The sequence below is a fragment of the Pseudomonas sp. IT-P12 genome (genome assembly GCF_949767465.1).
Classification (GTDB): Bacteria; Pseudomonadota; Gammaproteobacteria; order Pseudomonadales; family Pseudomonadaceae; genus Aquipseudomonas.
In genome coordinates this window covers 140715-156980 of sequence record NZ_CATKPY010000026.1, presented here as the reverse complement: position 1 = coordinate 156980, position 16266 = coordinate 140715, and the positions used below count along the sequence as shown (strand labels likewise).

The window sequence follows — 16266 nt, the reverse complement described above, 5'->3', positions numbered from 1 at the left end:
GGCTCCCATAGACAAAAAAGGCGACACCCGTGAGGGCGTCGCCTTTGTTTTACCGGCGTTGAAACCTAGTCGGCCAGTTTGTAGGCAATCACGTAGTCACCCTGTTTGGTGCCCAGCGAGCCGTGACCGCCCGCAACGACCAGCACGTATTGCTTGCCGTCCTTGCCGGTGTAGGTCATCGGCGTGGTTTGCGCGCCTGCTGGCAGGCGACCTTCCCACAGTTGCTTGCCGTTTTTCACGTCATAGGCACGCAGGTACTGGTCGAGGGTGCCGCTCAGGAAGCCCACGCCACCGGCGGTGGTGAAGGTGCCGCCCAGGCTCGGAACGCCCATGCTCAGCGGGATCGGTACCGGCGAGCTGTCGCGCACGGTGCCGTTCTTGTGTTTCCACAGGACCTTGGCCGTGGTCAGATCGATGGCCGCCACATACCCCCAGGCCGGTGCCTGGCACGGCAGGCCCATCGGCGACAGCAACGCTTCGAGCACCACGCCGTAGGGCGCGCCCTTGTTCGGCTGCACGCCTTCGGTTTCGCTTTTGCGCGGGCCTTGGGCGGCGATTTCGGCGGCCGGGATCATCTTCGATTTGAACGCCATGTAGCTCGGGTTCACGAAGGCGATCTGGCGTACCGGGTCGACCGAGATACCGCCCCAGTCGAACACCCCGAAGTTGCCGGGATAAACGATCGAACCCTGCAGCGACGGCGGCGTGAACGGACCGTCGTAGCGCATGGATTTGAACTCGATCCGGCAGATCAGTTGGTCGAACGGCGTGACACCCCACATGTCACGCTCCTGCAGCGGCGGTGGCATGAGGTTGAGGTCGGATTTCGGCTGGGTTGGCGAGGTATGGTCGCCTTCGACAGCGCCTTGTGGCACCGGCACTTCGTTGATCGGCACGATGGCCTGGCCGGTGCTGCGGTCCAGTACGTAGATGCTGCCTTGCTTGGTGGAGGCCAGGACGGCCGGCTTCACGCCGTCGGCGGTCTTGAGGTCCATCAGGGTCGGCTGGCCACCCACGTCCATGTCCCACAGGTCATGGTGAGTGAACTGGAAGTGCCAGCGCACTTTACCGGTGGCGATGTCGAGGGCCGTCAGGCCGGCGGCATGCAGCTCCGATTCCGGGGTGCGGGCGCCACCGAACTGGTCCGGGGTCTGGTTGCCCATCGGCAGGTAGAGCATGCCGAGTTTTTCATCGACGGCGAACATCGACCACATGTTGGGCGAGTTGCGGGTGTAGGTCTTGCCTTCGGCAATCGGCGTCGTATCGTCCGGGTTGCCGCTGTCCCAGTTCCACACCAGTTTGCCGGTGTGCACGTCGAACGCGCGGATCACGCCGCTCGGCTCGTCAGTGGAAACGTTGTCGGTGACGTGGCCGCCAATCACCACCAGGTCTTTGGTGACCGCCGGTGGAGACGTGGAGTAGTAACCACCGGCGGCGAAACCGCCGATATTGGCGCGCAGGTCGACCTGGCCCTTGTCGCCGAAGTCTTCGCACATCTTGCCGGTGTCGGCGTCGAGGGCGATCAGGCGGGTGTCGGCGGTGGGCAAGAAGATCCGGCGTGGGCAGACCGTGCTGGCCGGCGCAGGGCTGGCGGCGCCGGTCGGGCTTTGCTCGGAGGCATAGGCGGCATCATCGTGATACGACACGCCACGGCAGGTCATGTGCGCCCAACCCTTGAAGTTCGCCGCGTTCTGCGTCGAGAGCTTCGGATCGAACCGCCAGATTTCCTTGCCGGTGTCCGGATCGAGAGCGATCACCTGGCTGTGCGGCGTGCACACGTAAAGCATGCCGTTGACTTTCAGCGGGGTGTTTTCGGCAGTAGTTTCACCCGGATCGTTCGGGCCCGGCAGGTCGCCGGTGCGATAGGTCCAGGCGGGAACCAGCTTGTTCACGTTCTGCGGGGTGATCTGCGCCAGGGGCGAATAGCGGTCGCCGTGGGCGCTGCGGCCGTAGGAGTTCCAGTCACCGTCGGGCATGGCCGGCGCGGTGTTGGTCATGCCCGGGACGCTGTCGCGGTCCAGCTGGCCCTTGATTTCACCGGGGTGAGTGAACTGGCTGGCCAGCGCGGCAACGCCCGCCAATACCACGGCCACGCTCAGCGCGCCGGTGCCCATCGGTGCGGCGCCGTCGCGCAGCAATGGACGACGAAACCACGGCAACAACAGGACGATACCCAAGGCAAACAGCAGCGCCAGGCGCGGTACCAGTTGCCACCAGTCGAGGCCGACTTCCCACAAGGCCCACAGGGTGCTGGCGAACAGCACCACGGCGTACAGGCCCAGCGCCGCGCGACGAGCCGCCATCAGCAGCCCCCCGGTCAGCGCCAGGCCGATACCGGCCAGCAGGTAATACAGCGAGCCGCCGAGCATGCTCAGCTTGATCCCCCCGGCCAGCATGGCCAGGCCCATTAGCAGAAGCAGAAGGCCGAGCAGTGTCGGCAACACTCGGCTTCGACTCAAAGCACCTTCAGTGCTCATAGTGTGGTTCTCCGTGACGTTTCAAATTGTGTCCATCGCAAGTTCACTGTAGATGACGATGCGGCATGGGCATGGTTCAGATAAAAATGTGAAACCGTTTCAGCCATCCTGTGGGGGCGAGCTGTTCGCGACAGCGCTGGCGAGGCTCAACACCGTTCGCAGGCAGGCTCGCTCCCATGGGTCAGAAAGAAGACTGGATCTTGATCCCGCCGATCAGCGCGTCATCGACCTGGTCCACGCCACCGGGGTGGCGGATGTATTGCAGGTTCGGACGCACGGTCAGCCAGTTCGTGACGTGCACGCCGTAGTAGAGCTCGGCGCTGTATTCGGTGTCCTGGGGCGGCAGGTAGGACGGATCGTCGAAGTCGACCGCCGCGCGGGCCTGGTTATGCGCCTCGGCGTTCTTGCGATAGGCCGGGTTGACGTGGACCCGGGCCATGGCGAACCCGATGTCGTCCCGGGCGCGTGCATCGAACAGGCCTTTGTAGACGACGCCCGCCTGGACATAGTTGTCGATGGCGTTGGTCTTCTTGTCGTGCAGCGTGCCGTTGGCAAACACGCTCAGGCCGCGCGAGTGATCGCTGGCGCGGCTGGTGAGTTGCTGCTGCACGCCCAGCCACAGGCCGTGCTTGCTCGACGCGCTGCGGTAGGCCTCGCCGCTCAGGGCGGCCGGCTGGCCGTTGCTGTCCTTGTAGGCATCGGTGGCGTTGGCGTTGCTGTAGTAGTAACCGGCCCGGTATTCGCCCGGCAGGCCGTTGAGTTTGGGCGTCCACACCAGTTCCACGGGCAGGACCGCACCCTGGGTGCCGCTGCCGCTGAGCTTGAAGCCATTGCCGCGATCGAGGTTCGACGGGTTCTGCTCGTACGCGCCGACTTGTGCGTACAGCTCTGGCGTCAGGTGATACTTGACCCGCATCGCCCACTGGCTGACCGGCCAGTTGTACCAGATGCCACCCACCCAGTTGCCGACCTGTGAACCACAGAACGCCAGGTTCTGGAAGTCGCAGGGGAAGCTGTTGAAGTCTTCGCCCTCGCCGAAGCGACCGACCTTGATGTCGAGCTTCTGGTCGAGGAATTTCTGCTGGTACCACATTTGCGTCAGGCGCCAGGTTTGCCCGCGGCCCCACACCTCCTGGGCCGAGGTGAAACCGCCGACCCGTGGATCGTTGATCCGGTCATTGCTGATGTTGTTGCCGCTGCGTTCGGTGATGGTCAGCTGAAATTCAGCGTCGTCCCAGCCGAGGATCTTCTGCAAGTCCAGGTGCGTGCCCAGGCCGAACTGATCGCTATAGCGCGCCGTGCGATCGTGATCGTAGCCGCCATGCAGATTGCTGCCCATTTCACCGGTGTAATCGACTTTGAAGTCGTAGCCTTTTTCCGATAACTCGCTGCGTGTGCCATTCCAGTCGCCGAGCATCCAGGGCGATTCGCTGTCGAACGCCGGTGCGGCTTGGGCGCAGGTGGCCAGGCCAAGGACGGGGATTACGCCGATGAGGCGCCAAGCGTTTCGCGGGTTGACGGATGTAGAGACAGCGCTGTCTCGCAAGGTTCGAAAATAAGGCATGAGGAAAAATTCGGTTTCTTTTTTTGGGGAATGAGCTGCACAACAGCAGGAGTAACGCAGGCGGGTGAAGCGTTTCAGCGTGTTCGGGCGCAAGGATAATGTTCTGTTACAAATAGAGAAAGGCCTTTTCCCGACATGAATTCTTTCGAAATCGGTAACAGTGTCGCGCGGCGATATGTCGCGGCTCACCTACATTTAACCAATGGCGCAGCTGCGCCCCTTCCACGCGACCAGCCCCTCGGCTAAGGTGCGCGCCTTCTCTTTCACTCATCGCTTGAAGGCCCGGCATGACCGAACAGAACAACAACCCGCTGCATGGCGTGACGCTGGAGCAGATCCTCAACGTGCTGGTTGAACATTACGAGTGGTCGGGGTTGGCTGAGCGCATCGACATCCGCTGCTTCAAGAGTGATCCGAGCATCAAGTCGAGCCTGACGTTCCTGCGCAAGACCCCGTGGGCCCGGGAGAAGGTCGAACGCCTGTACGTGAAGTTGATGCGTACCAAGCGACCGCTCTGAACATGTTCAGCCGGCCGGGTTTCGTGAGGATCGCCGCCGTTCTCGGGTGGGCTGGTTTGAGCATCCAGATGTATCTGATTTTTCACTCGCGCTGGACCCTGGGGGCCAGTCTGCTCGGTGGGCTGCTGAGCTTTTTCAGCTACTTCACCGTGATCACCAACACGCTGGTGGCGACGGTGTTGACCTGCCAGCTGACGTCTCGCGAATCAGCCGCCCGGCGCTGGTTCCTGCAACCCTGGGTGAGCAGCGGGATTGCCGTGAGCATCGCCCTGGTCAGCCTGGCGTACAACCTGTTGTTGCGTCACCTGTGGGACCCCGAAGGCTGGCAATGGCTGGCCGATGAGCTGATGCACGACGTCATGCCGCTGCTGTTCCTGGTCTGGTGGTGGATGTACGTGCCCAAGGGCACTTTGCGCCCGCGCCATATGGCGCTGTGGTTGCTGTATCCGCTGCTGTATTTCGCCTACGCACTGTTGCGTGGGCATGTGCTGGCGGCTTATCCGTATCCCTTCATCGATGTGGATAAGTTGGGTTATCCACAGGTGTTGCTGAATGCCGGGGGATTGCTGGTGGGGTTCGTGACGATTGCACTGGTGGTGATGGGGTTGGATCGGTGGCGGGGGAGAACATAAGCGTTGGGGTGAGGCTCAAACAGCAATCGCGAGCAGGCTCGCTCCCACAGAAAAGGGTGACCCCATGTGGGAGCGGGCCTGCTCGCGATGAGGTCCTGAAGGCCTCACTCGTCGTCGCTGTCGTCCTGTTTCCAGTAGCCCACCGCTTTCACGAACTGCTCGTCCAACCGGTGCTCGTCCAGCAGCACCCGGCGAATCTGCCGTGACACTTTGCTTTCGGTGGCGACCCACGCATACAGGCTCCCGGTGGGCACCTGCAGTTGTTTCACGGTGGTCAGCAGGTTGTTTTTGCCACCCTCGCGCAACACCCAGATCACGTTCACCTGCGCCGGGCTTTCCAGCTTCTGCTGTTCGGCGCCGTTCTCCACTTCGACCACCACCAGCGCCCGGCGATTGGCGGCCAGGCCTTCGAGACGGCGGGCGATGGCGGGCAGGGCGGTTTCGTCGCCGATCAGCAGATAGCTGTCGAACATGTCCGGCACGATCATCGAACCCCGTGGCCCGCCGATGTGCAGAAACTGACCCGGTTGAGCCTGTTCCGCCCAGGTCGAGGCGGGGCCATCACCGTGCAGCACGAAGTCGATGTCCAGTTCCAGGGTGTCCAGGTCATAACGCCGTGGCGTGTAGTCGCGCATGGCGGGCAGCGGGCCATTGTCCTTGCCGGCCCCCAGTACCAGAGTCTCCAGCGCGGCCTGTTGCTCGGCGTTCTGCGGGAACATCAGTTTGACGTGGTCATCGCTGCCCAGACTGACAAAGCCTGCCAGCTCGGGCCCGCCGAGGGTAATGCGGCGCATGCGCGGCGTCAGGTCGACCACGCGCAGGACTTGCAGGCGCCGACGTTTGATTTCATGCATGACGCGGTGAATGGACGGCTCGATCACTTCAGTCATTCGGTTTTCTCCCGTGCGGTCGAAACGGCGGGGCCGTCGACGATGGCTTTGGCGGTGTCGTTGAGCAAGGCGGCGACCCGCAGGATTTCTTCGGGACTCCAGCGCCCGTGGTGTAGTTGCAAGGCATGACGCAGGTTATGCACAGCCTCGTGGATCTCGGCGGGCCGATCATGGCCGCGCAGCGAACGCTTGCTGACGTCGATGCGCATGCGCACACCGTCCAATGCAACGGCCTGCTCGCTTAAAGACAGACGTCCGGCGTCGGTCACGCTGTAACGTTTTTTTCCACCTTCGGCATCGCCCTGGATCATTTCGCTTTCTTCCAGGAAGGTCAGCGTCGGGTAGATCACCCCTGGGCTGGGGCTGTAGGCCCCGTCGAACATGCCTTCGATCTGGCGGATCAGGTCATAGCCGTGGCAAGGCTGCTCGGCGATCAGGGCCAGCAGCAGCAACTTCAAGTCACCGGGGGCGAACACCCGTGGGCCGCGACCGCCGCGTTCGCGACCAGGGCGTTTTTCGAAGCCGTCGCGACCGTCGCCGTGCTCGCGATGGGGGGAATGAGGGTCTCTCATTTTTTCCTTTCTCTCTGTCGTTTTTAGATACAACTTAAGATATATCTTAAGCTGGAGCAAGGGCTTTTCCCTGAAGCACAGCGACTCACGACGAGCGGTCCGGCGCAGGCGAAGTGCCTCCACAGGTATCGATCACCTCGCTTGCACATGTGGAAAGTTAAGGCACGCGGTCGCTGTTCACGGCGACCGGTTAAATGAAACTTTCTGAATCAAGTGTGGGCGAGCACAACTCACTGCACGATCTGTTAATAAGAGTTGCATGTAGTACAAGTTCTACGGCGATAAGTGGATATGTCTTTCTTCATATTTTCATCGGGTTAAATGCTGTGTCTTACTACGGTATTCGGTGAAATTTCCTACATACATTTCAGCTTGGATAGTTGAGCATGCGCCGCGTTGAAAGTTGGTCATTGTTGCTCCAGGCCAACAGCCGTACTTGATCTGACTTTTAATGAACCTCTTTTTTCTATCAAACAGGTATTGAGTGTGTTGAAAAAAATTGCAATCGCTACGCCCATGGCCATTCTGGCGCTGACTTCTTCCATGGCGTTTGCCGTCGGTGAAGCGCGTCACTCCATCAACATTGTCGCGTCTGTTCCAACCAATGTGTTCTACGTATTGCCGGTCGACCCGGACTTGATCATCAAGGACCAACGCCTCAGTTACGATCCGTTCAGTGATCAACTGAGCACCTTGCGGGCGCAGTTCGACACCAAGAACTCCAATGGCTCGATCGCAGCGATGCTGGAAAATGACGCGTATCTGTCCAACGGTGTGCCCGCCCAGAATATTCCCCTGGTCGTGAAGTTCAACGGCGTGACGCTGACTAGCACCGCCCCGGTCGAAGTGCTCACTGATGCCGAGTCGACGCCAGGCAAGCGAGTGGAACTTTCGGCCGCACCGACCAAACCGGCCAGTGGCTATGTAGCGGGCGATTACACGGGCACCGTTGCCTTGCGTTTCGACGCCGTACTGCCACCACCACCTCGTTGATATTTGATTGATGCCTGATCAGAGCAAGTTTGATCAGGCACTTTTACTGGTCGGCAGGTCATCGGACCTGTCGATCCGTATGTTGACCGTATCGATCGTTAAAACTTCGAGTAACCCGTTCATGTTCCCGATGACTCCCATCGCGACTGCGCTCGCATTTTTTTTCTGCGCAAGTGCATTGGCTGCGCCAACTAACACTGGCACCACACCCCGCAGTCTTCTGGCCCAGGCCAAAGGTTTGCCGGCGGACTTTGAAGAGCATTTCTTCGACGTACCGCTGGCCGTTCGCGTGGAACTTGATCAACAACTTCTGGGTGAGGCCATGATCGTGTTGTCCCGCGATGATCGTGTCACCCTGCTGGAATTTTCCGATGTCGTCGACAGTCGTGTTTCTGCCAGTGAGCGGGAAACCTGGGCCACTTATCTCAAGCAAGGCGTTGCCCTGGGCGCTTGCGCCGGCAGTTGCCCGGAGCAGATGCTGGCGGTGCATTACAACCTGAACAATTCATTGCTTTCGATTGCCACGGCCAACGCCGAGCGTGATACCCAGGCCAAGCGCTACTACGAACTGCCGGAAGGCGGCAGCAGTGGCTTGATCGTGCGCAACCAATTGAACCTCAACGGAGGCCAGGCGCAAGACCTTGGCGGGCGTTTCGGCCTGGAGGCCAGCAGCAGCCTGGGCCTTTGGACGCAAAGCGTGAATCTGCAGTTGGCCCGGCTGGGCGGCCCGGACGACAAGCTCTACCACGCGGTGCACGAGCTCTACAGCCAGCGAGAACTGGAAGGCAGTTTTCTGCGGTTGGGCTATTTCACCCCCAATTCCCAGGGCCTGACCCGTCAGATCCGCACCTTCGGTGCCAGCCCCGACACGGCGGCCGGCCTGATGTTTGGCAGCTCCGACAGCCTGGTCATCAACAGCCCGAAACCCAGCCTCTATCCCATCTATGTCACCGCCAACCGTCAGGCCTCGGTGGAAATTGTCCGCAATGGGCTGTTGATCAACACCCAATCGGTGGATGCCGGCCTGCAAACCCTCGATACCCGTTCCTTGCCGGGCGGCATCTATGAAGTGGAGGTGCGGCTGGTCGAAGACGGCCATATCACGTCCACCACCCGGGAGCTGGTGTACAAACCCGTCAACTGGCGCAATTCGGACAGTCGCTGGCGCTACAACCTGTTCGCCGGCCGTGAAAGCAAACTGCTCAGCAACTGGGACGAGCAGGACACCGGCGACCTGACTTCTGGGGCCGCTGTCAACTTCCTGCTGCACCCGCGGGTCATTCTGGGGGTGTCGGGGCGGCAGGTGCGAGACAAGATGCAATATGGCTCGTCGGTCGACTGGACGCTAACCAACGACATCAACCTGTTCGCCAACGTCTATCAAACCGAGGATCACGGTACCGGCCTGGACCTGCAAACGATGTACAACTACGGGGAAGGCAGTGTCTTTGTCACCCATACCCGCAGTTGGCTCGACACCACCAAAACCTATGAAACCCTGCCCGATGGCACCCGGGTACGTCAGCGCAACGTTTTCATCGGCCAGACGAGCAACTCGTCGCTGTCGCTCAACCATCGGGTCAGCAGCAAAAGCTCGGTCAATGCGCGGGTGTCGCACAGCACCGGCAACGTCGAAGGCACCGGCGTGGACATGGGGTGGACCCAACGTGGTTCCCTGTCTGGCAGCGACGCCAGCTGGCGCTTCTCGGTTTTCGACCGACCCGGCAGTTTCAGCAGCGGCGACAAACGCAACCGGGGCGTCGACCTGAGCGTGAGTCTGGCGCTGGGTGGCCCGGGGGAGCAGTGGTCCGCGAGTCTTGGCACACGCACCTCCCGCGACGGTGGCCGTGACAACAACGGCACCCTCTCGTACCGCAAGGAGTTGCAGGACCACGTGCTGCAAAGCGTGTCGGCCACGGCGCTCGCCGACACCTATGGCGTTGGTTTTTCCGGTACCGCGAACTTCGCCAATGATGCCGTCAATGGCGATGTCTTCGTTCAGCGTTCTTCCTTCAATGACAAGTTCACCGGTGGCTTGAACCTGGACAGCACCGTGGCCGTGGGCGGCGAGAAAGTCGTCATGACCAGCCAGCACCACGGGACGGGCGCCGGGATGATCGTCGACGTCGAGTCAGACGTCGATGACATTGCCCTGCGCGCCGACGATTCCAGCGGCGGCAGCGCGAGCCTGCGACCGGGGCGCAATTTCATCCCGATCACCGCCTACAAGAACAGCGTCGTGAGCTTCGACTTCGAAGGCAACCACCCTCCGGCCGCGAGCATCCAGCCGGCGCGCAGCCGCTATCACCTGAATAAGGGCGGTGTGGGCTATCGCAAGATCACCGTCAGCAAGACCCTTACCGTCCTCGGGCGTCTGATCGACCCCCAAGGCAGGCCGCTCAAGGGACATCACGTGATCAACCACGCCAGCCGCGGTGTCAGCGAGGTCGATGGCTTTTTCTCGATGGAAATGCAGGCGGGCTCACCGACGCTGGAAGTGCGTCAGGGCAATCAGTTGTTGTGCCAGTTCCGCCTGGATACGGCCAATGCACGCCATGAAGACAACGTGTTGATGATCGGTGATTTGCGCTGCTCGCCGGACACGTTGGCGGAGGCCACTTACAACACTGAAAGTGCGGGTTGAGCGACTCGCGAAACACTCTTCGATGAATCTCATTTTTCAGGTTGAACATGATGAAACGCTTATTGGCAGTCCTTGGCTTTTCCCTGTTGCCGCAGATCGTGCTGGCGGGCCCGCAAATCAATGTCGGCGTGGTCTTCGACTATCTGGACGGTGATAAAACCACCTTTCTGAAACGGGTTTTCAACGGCGGTGACAGCACGGCATTCGTCAAGATCGACATTCTTGAAATTCTCTACAACGCCGACGGCACCTCGCAGGAAGTGCCGCTTGCCAACCAGGCCGACGCCAGCGCCCGGAATGGCCTGATGGCCAGCCCGGCGCGACTGATCGTACCGGCCAATGGCATGCAGGGAACGCGTCTGTTGTATGTCGGCGAGCGGGACAAAGAGCGCTACTTCCGCGTCCGTTTCGTGCCCGTGGTACCCGAAAAGGAAGATGAATTCGCGGTGTCCGCCGAAGAGCGCGAAGACTACAAGAAAGGTCTGTCCGCCGGGGTCAACATACTGGCGGGCTACGGCACGATTTTTTTCGTCCGGCCCAGCCAGACGCGTTATGACAGTGAGATCAAGGACGGTCCGCAGACGTACGAAATCCGCAACAACGGCAACAGTGTCGTGGTCATCGACGAGTTCAAGGATTGTTCGGTGAACAGCGAAAACGATTGCCAGCCCACTACCAAACATCACGTTCTGGCGGGTCGAACGTTCCAATTCGACAAGCAGGCCGGGCGTGAATACCGATTCACCCTGATTGAAGGTTCAGCGACGAAAAAGCTCGAGACGAAGGGCTGAAACCACGCGCGAGTGAACAACATGATCAAAGCCATGAAAAAAGTCACTGCAACCCTGTTGCTGACCCTGGTCAGCAGCGGCGCGTTTGCCCTCCGGACCAGCGAAACCTTCGATGTCTCGGTCACCATTCCTACCGCCGCCTTTCACGTGATACCGGCGGACCCGGGGTGGATTCACCTGGAACAACGGCTCAACTGGAATCCGAACACCAGCGAACTCAGTCGCCTGCGCAAACAGTTTGATGTGAAGAACGAAAACGGTGCGATATCGGCACGGCTGTCGTTCGAGCCATATCTGAATAACGGCAGGGACATCGACGATATACCGCTGATTGTCACATTCAACGACAAGCGGCTGACCCTTGATGCCCAGGAAGTGATTTCCGAGGTGGACGGAAGAACGGGCAAGCGTGTCGCCCTGGAAATTGCGGCGGTAAAGCCGGGTGACGGTTACCGGCCCGGTGACTACTACGGCAGCGTGCACATGCTGTTCGAAGCCATCGTCCCCTGACGCCGGCCTGCTTTATTTGCGGTAACCCAAGTTCGATCAGATAGAGGTAGAAGTGAGCGTAATCAATTGGATACAACGCGGCACCACGTGGTTGCTGACAGGGGCATTGATGGGCGGTGGGTCAGTATCGCTGGCCCATGCCGCCGTGCAGGAAATCACCGCGGTCTTCCGGCCGGATCCGTCCAATCCGTTGAGCAACAAGTTCATCAACACCACGCCGGAAAGCGGCATCTGCCCGTGGCATATTCCTGACAGGTGCAAAGAGTTGGGGATCTTTAGTATCCGCACCAATGACATCAACTTCACGGCCAGCAAGGCCATTCCCGCCGGGCATGCCAGTGAACGGGAAGGCGCCATGTTCAAGGTGCCGTCAGCGTGGCGTAGCGTGGAAGTGACGCATACGGAAACCGGGGAGCGGCAGACGGTGGAAATGCGCATCGCCGGCATCGGCAATCGCTGGGATATCCGTTCGACGGCAACACCGGCCACCCACGCCTGGGGCAATGTCTACAGTATGTGGCAAACGGCGCCCAGCCCTTGCCTGCCGACAGGGTACATTGCCAATGCTCCCAACAGCTACACGCTCTGGTTCTGGCGGGTGCCTGAAAACGCCGGGACCTGCAGCCGCCAGGCAGTGAGCGATATCAGCTCGCTCAAGTACGTGAACTTCGAATACGCCTATGAACTGAAAACGCCCAACCCCCTGACCATGTTCAGCGGCCAATACTCGGGGTCGCTGAGTTACTCGCTCGGGCCCCACCAGGACTTCGATTTTGGCGACGTCATGATCCCGAATGACAGCCTCCTCACCTTCAACATGACGTTGAACGTCGAGCATACGTTGAAGGTGGAGATCCCGCCGGGCGGCCATCGGGTGGAATTGCTGCCGCAAGGTGGCTGGCAAGCCTGGCTGAACCAGGGGCGCAAACCGACGCGGCTGTTTCGTGACCAGACCTTCAATGTCTCGGCGTCGTCGCGCTTCAAGATGAACCTTGAATGCCAGTACCCGGACGGGGGCAACACCTGTGCGTTGCGCGAAGCCACGTCCGGGCATTCGGTGCCGCTGAACGTGAGTGTCAGTTTGCCCAACGGTTTGAGCGATGCGGGCGGGCAACCGGTCAATCGCCGTCCCCTGTTGCTGGATGGCAGCGGCACCGAGTTGTTCCAGCCCGGTTTTTACGTCGATCGCAAGCCCGCCAAGCTGCATTTCGACATTGCCCGGGAGCATGTCGAACAGATGCTCAGCGGTGCTGGAGCACAGTATTCGGGCCAGGTCACGGTGGTTTGGGATTCGGAAGTCTGACGTTGTCCGGCCTGATCAATGCACTGCATGTGGCCTGCCATTGCTCATTCGCGTCGCGCCACTTCAACGGGAAGGCACTGGGTGCTGCTTCCGGGTTGCAGGTAAGGGGTGAGAATCGGTGCCATGCCCTTGAGCACCTGCACGGGCAGTGCCGAGGTGAACTTGAAGTTTTCGGCCGATCGTCCCGGTACGAAAGCGGTCAGGGTGCCGAAATGGTGATCACCGATATAGAACACGAAGGTCGCCGTACGGTTGACGGATTTCGAACTGATGATGCGTCCTCCCGACCCGAACGATTCGATGCGGTTATCCCCGGTTCCGGTTTTGCCGCCCATCGCCAGTGATTTGCCGTCAGGGGTGACGAAACTGCCGGACACCCGCTTGGCCGTACCGGCGTCCACCACTTGTGACAAGGCTTCGCGCATGGCGGTGGCGACTTCCGATGGCATCACCCGTTTGCCCACGTCCGGGTCGTTGATCAGCTTGGTTTCATAGGGGGTATTCGCCGCAAAGTGCAGGCTGTCGATGCGCAGCGTCGGCATGCGCACACCGTCGTTGAGGATGGTGCCGATCAGCTCGGCCAGCGCGGCCGGTCGGTCACCGGAACTGCCAATGGCGGTGGCCAGTGACGGCACCAGGTGATCGAACGGATAGCCGACTTTCTGCCAGCGCTGATGGATGTCGAGGAACGCCTCGATCTCCAGCATGGTGCGGATGCGGCTGTCCCGCGCGCCCTTGTGCCGGCTCTTGAACAGCCAGCTGTAGACTTCCTGGCGCTCGAACTGACTGGCCTTGACCACCTCGCTCCACTTGGCATCCGGGTGGTTCAGCAGATAGCCCATCAGCCACAGGTCCAACGGGTGGACCTTGGCGATGAAGCCCTGATCCGGCAGGTCGTAGAGGCCGGGGCTGTAGTTTTCGTAAAGCCGTTGCAGGCGTTCGTCGGTCAGTTTTTCGGTGAGCTTGGCGCCGCTGAGGTGCGAACGCACGAAGCTGTTGAAACTTTCCTGGCTGGCCTGGGGCAACAGGTAGCGATGCACCGCCGCCATGCGAATCGGCGTTGGCCGCATGCCATCGAGGAAGGTTTCGAGGCGTTCCTGAGTGTCCTTGTTCTTGTACTTTTTCCAGAACCGCAGCAGGAACGACGTGCCCTCGCGGTCGGCGAACGAGGCCAGGTATTCCTGGCGCCGGGGGTCGCGGTCGTCACCGAGCAACTCGGCGCTGCTGCTGGGGCCGGAGTAGGTGGTGTAGCGCACCACATCGCGCATCAGGCGAATGAAGGGCAGGTTGATCGACTCGCGCAGGGCATCTCGCAGGGTCGGGTTGCGGCCGTTGTCTTCCTTGCGAAAGTTGACGAAGGAGTGCAACCCGCCACCGGTGAAAAAAGCTTCGCCGGGGCTGGCGGAATACTTGCGGTCCAGCGCTGCGCCGAGCATGGCGGGCAGGTTGCGGTCCTTGTTCTGGATCAGGTAGTCGACGGCCCAGCGGCTCAGGCGGTCCTGATCCGGAACGTCGACTTTCTTCAGGTCCGCGATGCTCATGCCGGCGTATTTGTCGTGCAGCTCGGCGATGATTTGCAGGTAGGTGGTGAGCACGCGCATCTTGGCGGTGGAGCCCAGTTCCAGCTTGCTGCCTTCGTTGATGTCGAAGGGCTGGTCGGTGCTGTCGGTCTGGATTCGCACACGTGAGCCGTCCGGGGTCAGCTCGAACAGGGTGAAGCTGTAGCGCACCTGAGTGGTGCTGGTGGGGGTGAGCAGGCGTTCGCCGATCAGGCCGATCTGCGCGGCGAAGGCGGGGTCGGAAAGGTGCTTGAGGTACTCGGTGGTCTGAGCCTGGAGATCGCCCTGCAGGGTGCTGGTGGCCGAGAGATCGAGGCGATCGAGGTCGTACAGCGGTCGATTGAGCAACCCGCCCAGGCGACTGCGCGCCACGCTGATGCCCTTGTTGGTTTCGATCGGCTGAATCGTCGGCTGGGTCAGCCAGTCGCGGTAGGTCACCTTGGCGGCCAGCGCGGCGGCGGCAAACGGTGCATCGATGACGTTGTTCAGCGCCAGCAGGCGGATATGGCTGTCGGTGAGGTTGGCCAGTTCGTCACGTCCCTTGGTCAGGTAGTGGGAGGGGCGGCGCTGGGCGATCATCAACGACAGCATTTCGCGCAAGGCCAGGCCCTTTTCCGCCAGGGTCTTGGGATCCGTATCGGCGCTGAACAGCCGTTCGTTCGCCTGGTTGAAGTCGGTGCCGTACCAGACCCGCAACCCTTCGGCCATGCCATGCACCTCGCCGTGGCCAGGGACGGCCGACAGTGGCACGCTGTTGAGGTAGTCACGCACCACGTTTTTACGCGCCTCGAGCGTTTCCGGGCCGGCCTGATAGGCGCGAATGCTGGCGGAAATCATTTGCCGGATTTTCTCCCCGCCCGATACCGTCAGCCCATCGGGCGAATGCCGATACTTCTCGAGCTGGGTCGCCAGGGTACTGCCGCCCGCCGACTGGCCAGGCATGTGCAGCCATTTGGCCACTTGCGACCACGCGGCCATGCCGAATCGCGGCCAGTCCACGGCAGGGTTGGCCCTGGGCAGGTCAGGGTCGAGCAGGAAACGGTTTTCGATGAACAGCAGGCTGTTGACCACCACGGGTGGGATGGCGTCAAAGCTCGCATAGAGCTGCTGTGGGTACTTGTACTGATACAACGGAGCCGCCCGGCAGTCGGTGATCAACAACCCGGCCTGGATTTTTTCCTGATAGGGCACGAAAAGGCCCTTGTCGCTGTAGTCCATCAACGCCTGGGAAAAGCGGGTCTGGGCCGCGATGACGTAGTCACGCTTGATCAACCGGGGCAGGAATTCCCCTAGCGAGCTGTAGCCCAACCGCATGTCGAAAGGCCCGGCGCCGGGGTAGCGAATGGCGTCGCTGGGGCCCGGTTGCAGTTCATAGGTCAGGGTCGCGGCGATTTTGCTGGCTTCCCGGGATTGAAACTTCGACGTGCGCATTTCCCTGACGGCTGCCAACCCCAACGCGACCAGGATAATCAGCAGCAGCAGGAAAAACGCCTTCCAGCCATGTCTGACACGGCTGCGACGGGTTTTTTCAGGTAAAGGCGCTTCATCCACACGTTCAGTCGGAACCACATTTTTACTCGAGTCGGTTTGCCACAACGCGCCCATAGTCGACTGATCCATTCACGCAGATTGATCGGACTTGTCTGAAGCTTAGTCGGTGGTTGGCGAAGACGAAGAAATTGTGGGTGTAGCGCAGAAAGCGGCCCTGCCCCTGGTGGGAGCGAGCCTGCTTGCGATGAAAGGGAGGGCACCGCTTGGCATCAGGCTTGTCGCGTTATCGTTGACGACCATCGCGAGCAGGCTCGCTCCCACA

12 protein-coding genes are annotated in these 16266 nt (G+C 60.8%); 7 read left to right on the top strand and 5 right to left on the bottom strand.

Annotated elements, in window-relative coordinates:
* Positions 1–65: 65 nt before the first annotated feature.
* Complete coding sequence (locus ACM6IM_RS25950; RefSeq protein ID WP_414866679.1) at positions 66–2477, bottom strand: glucose/quinate/shikimate family membrane-bound PQQ-dependent dehydrogenase; 2412 nt, start codon at positions 2475–2477, stop codon at positions 66–68.
* Positions 2478–2658: 181 nt separating this feature from the next.
* Entirely contained in the window at positions 2659–4041 is a 1383-nt protein-coding gene (locus tag ACM6IM_RS25945) for a carbohydrate porin (RefSeq protein WP_414866678.1), read from the bottom strand.
* A gap of 287 nt (positions 4042–4328) precedes the next feature.
* Here ACM6IM_RS25945 and ACM6IM_RS25940 point away from each other — a divergent pair, with 287 nt between their 5' ends.
* On the top strand, positions 4329–4559 hold the full coding sequence (locus ACM6IM_RS25940; RefSeq protein WP_059406114.1) for a VF530 family DNA-binding protein: 231 nt from the start codon (positions 4329–4331) through the stop codon (positions 4557–4559).
* 2 nt (positions 4560–4561) lie between these two features.
* The gene (locus ACM6IM_RS25935) at positions 4562–5191 is read left to right on the top strand and encodes a Pr6Pr family membrane protein (protein WP_414866677.1); all 630 of its coding nucleotides are present in this window, start codon (positions 4562–4564) and stop codon (positions 5189–5191) included.
* A gap of 104 nt (positions 5192–5295) precedes the next feature.
* Here ACM6IM_RS25935 and ACM6IM_RS25930 read toward each other — a convergent pair whose 3' ends face one another.
* Both ACM6IM_RS25930 and ACM6IM_RS25925 read right to left on the bottom strand, forming a co-directional pair.
* The gene (locus tag ACM6IM_RS25930) at positions 5296–6081 is read right to left on the bottom strand and encodes a siderophore-interacting protein (protein ID WP_414866676.1); all 786 of its coding nucleotides are present in this window, start codon (positions 6079–6081) and stop codon (positions 5296–5298) included.
* The gene (locus ACM6IM_RS25925) at positions 6078–6653 is read right to left on the bottom strand and encodes a PadR family transcriptional regulator (protein ID WP_201195325.1); all 576 of its coding nucleotides are present in this window, start codon (positions 6651–6653) and stop codon (positions 6078–6080) included. The genes ACM6IM_RS25930 and ACM6IM_RS25925 overlap by 4 nt, the downstream gene beginning before the upstream one ends.
* Before the next feature lie 486 nt (positions 6654–7139).
* On the opposite strand from ACM6IM_RS25925, the gene ACM6IM_RS25920 reads away from it, so the two are divergent.
* From ACM6IM_RS25920 to ACM6IM_RS25900, 5 genes are all read left to right on the top strand, one after another.
* Complete coding sequence (locus tag ACM6IM_RS25920) at positions 7140–7646, top strand: CS1 type fimbrial major subunit (RefSeq protein ID WP_414866675.1); 507 nt, start codon at positions 7140–7142, stop codon at positions 7644–7646.
* 121 nt (positions 7647–7767) lie between these two features.
* On the top strand, positions 7768–10290 hold the full coding sequence (locus ACM6IM_RS25915) for a CS1-pili formation C-terminal domain-containing protein (RefSeq protein ID WP_414866674.1): 2523 nt from the start codon (positions 7768–7770) through the stop codon (positions 10288–10290).
* Positions 10291–10340: 50 nt separating this feature from the next.
* On the top strand, positions 10341–11081 hold the full coding sequence (locus ACM6IM_RS25910; protein WP_414866673.1) for a molecular chaperone: 741 nt from the start codon (positions 10341–10343) through the stop codon (positions 11079–11081).
* 33 nt (positions 11082–11114) lie between these two features.
* Positions 11115–11591 carry a CS1 type fimbrial major subunit gene (locus tag ACM6IM_RS25905; RefSeq protein ID WP_414866672.1) on the top strand — a complete coding sequence of 159 codons (477 nt, stop codon included), beginning with the start codon at positions 11115–11117 and terminating at the stop codon, positions 11589–11591.
* Positions 11592–11700: 109 nt separating this feature from the next.
* Positions 11701–12894, top strand: coding sequence for a hypothetical protein (locus ACM6IM_RS25900; RefSeq protein ID WP_414866767.1), 1194 nt, complete (start codon positions 11701–11703; stop codon positions 12892–12894).
* Positions 12895–12938: 44 nt separating this feature from the next.
* Here ACM6IM_RS25900 and ACM6IM_RS25895 read toward each other — a convergent pair whose 3' ends face one another.
* Complete coding sequence (locus tag ACM6IM_RS25895) at positions 12939–16058, bottom strand: transglycosylase domain-containing protein (RefSeq protein ID WP_414866766.1); 3120 nt, start codon at positions 16056–16058, stop codon at positions 12939–12941.
* Positions 16059–16266: the final 208 nt, after the last annotated feature.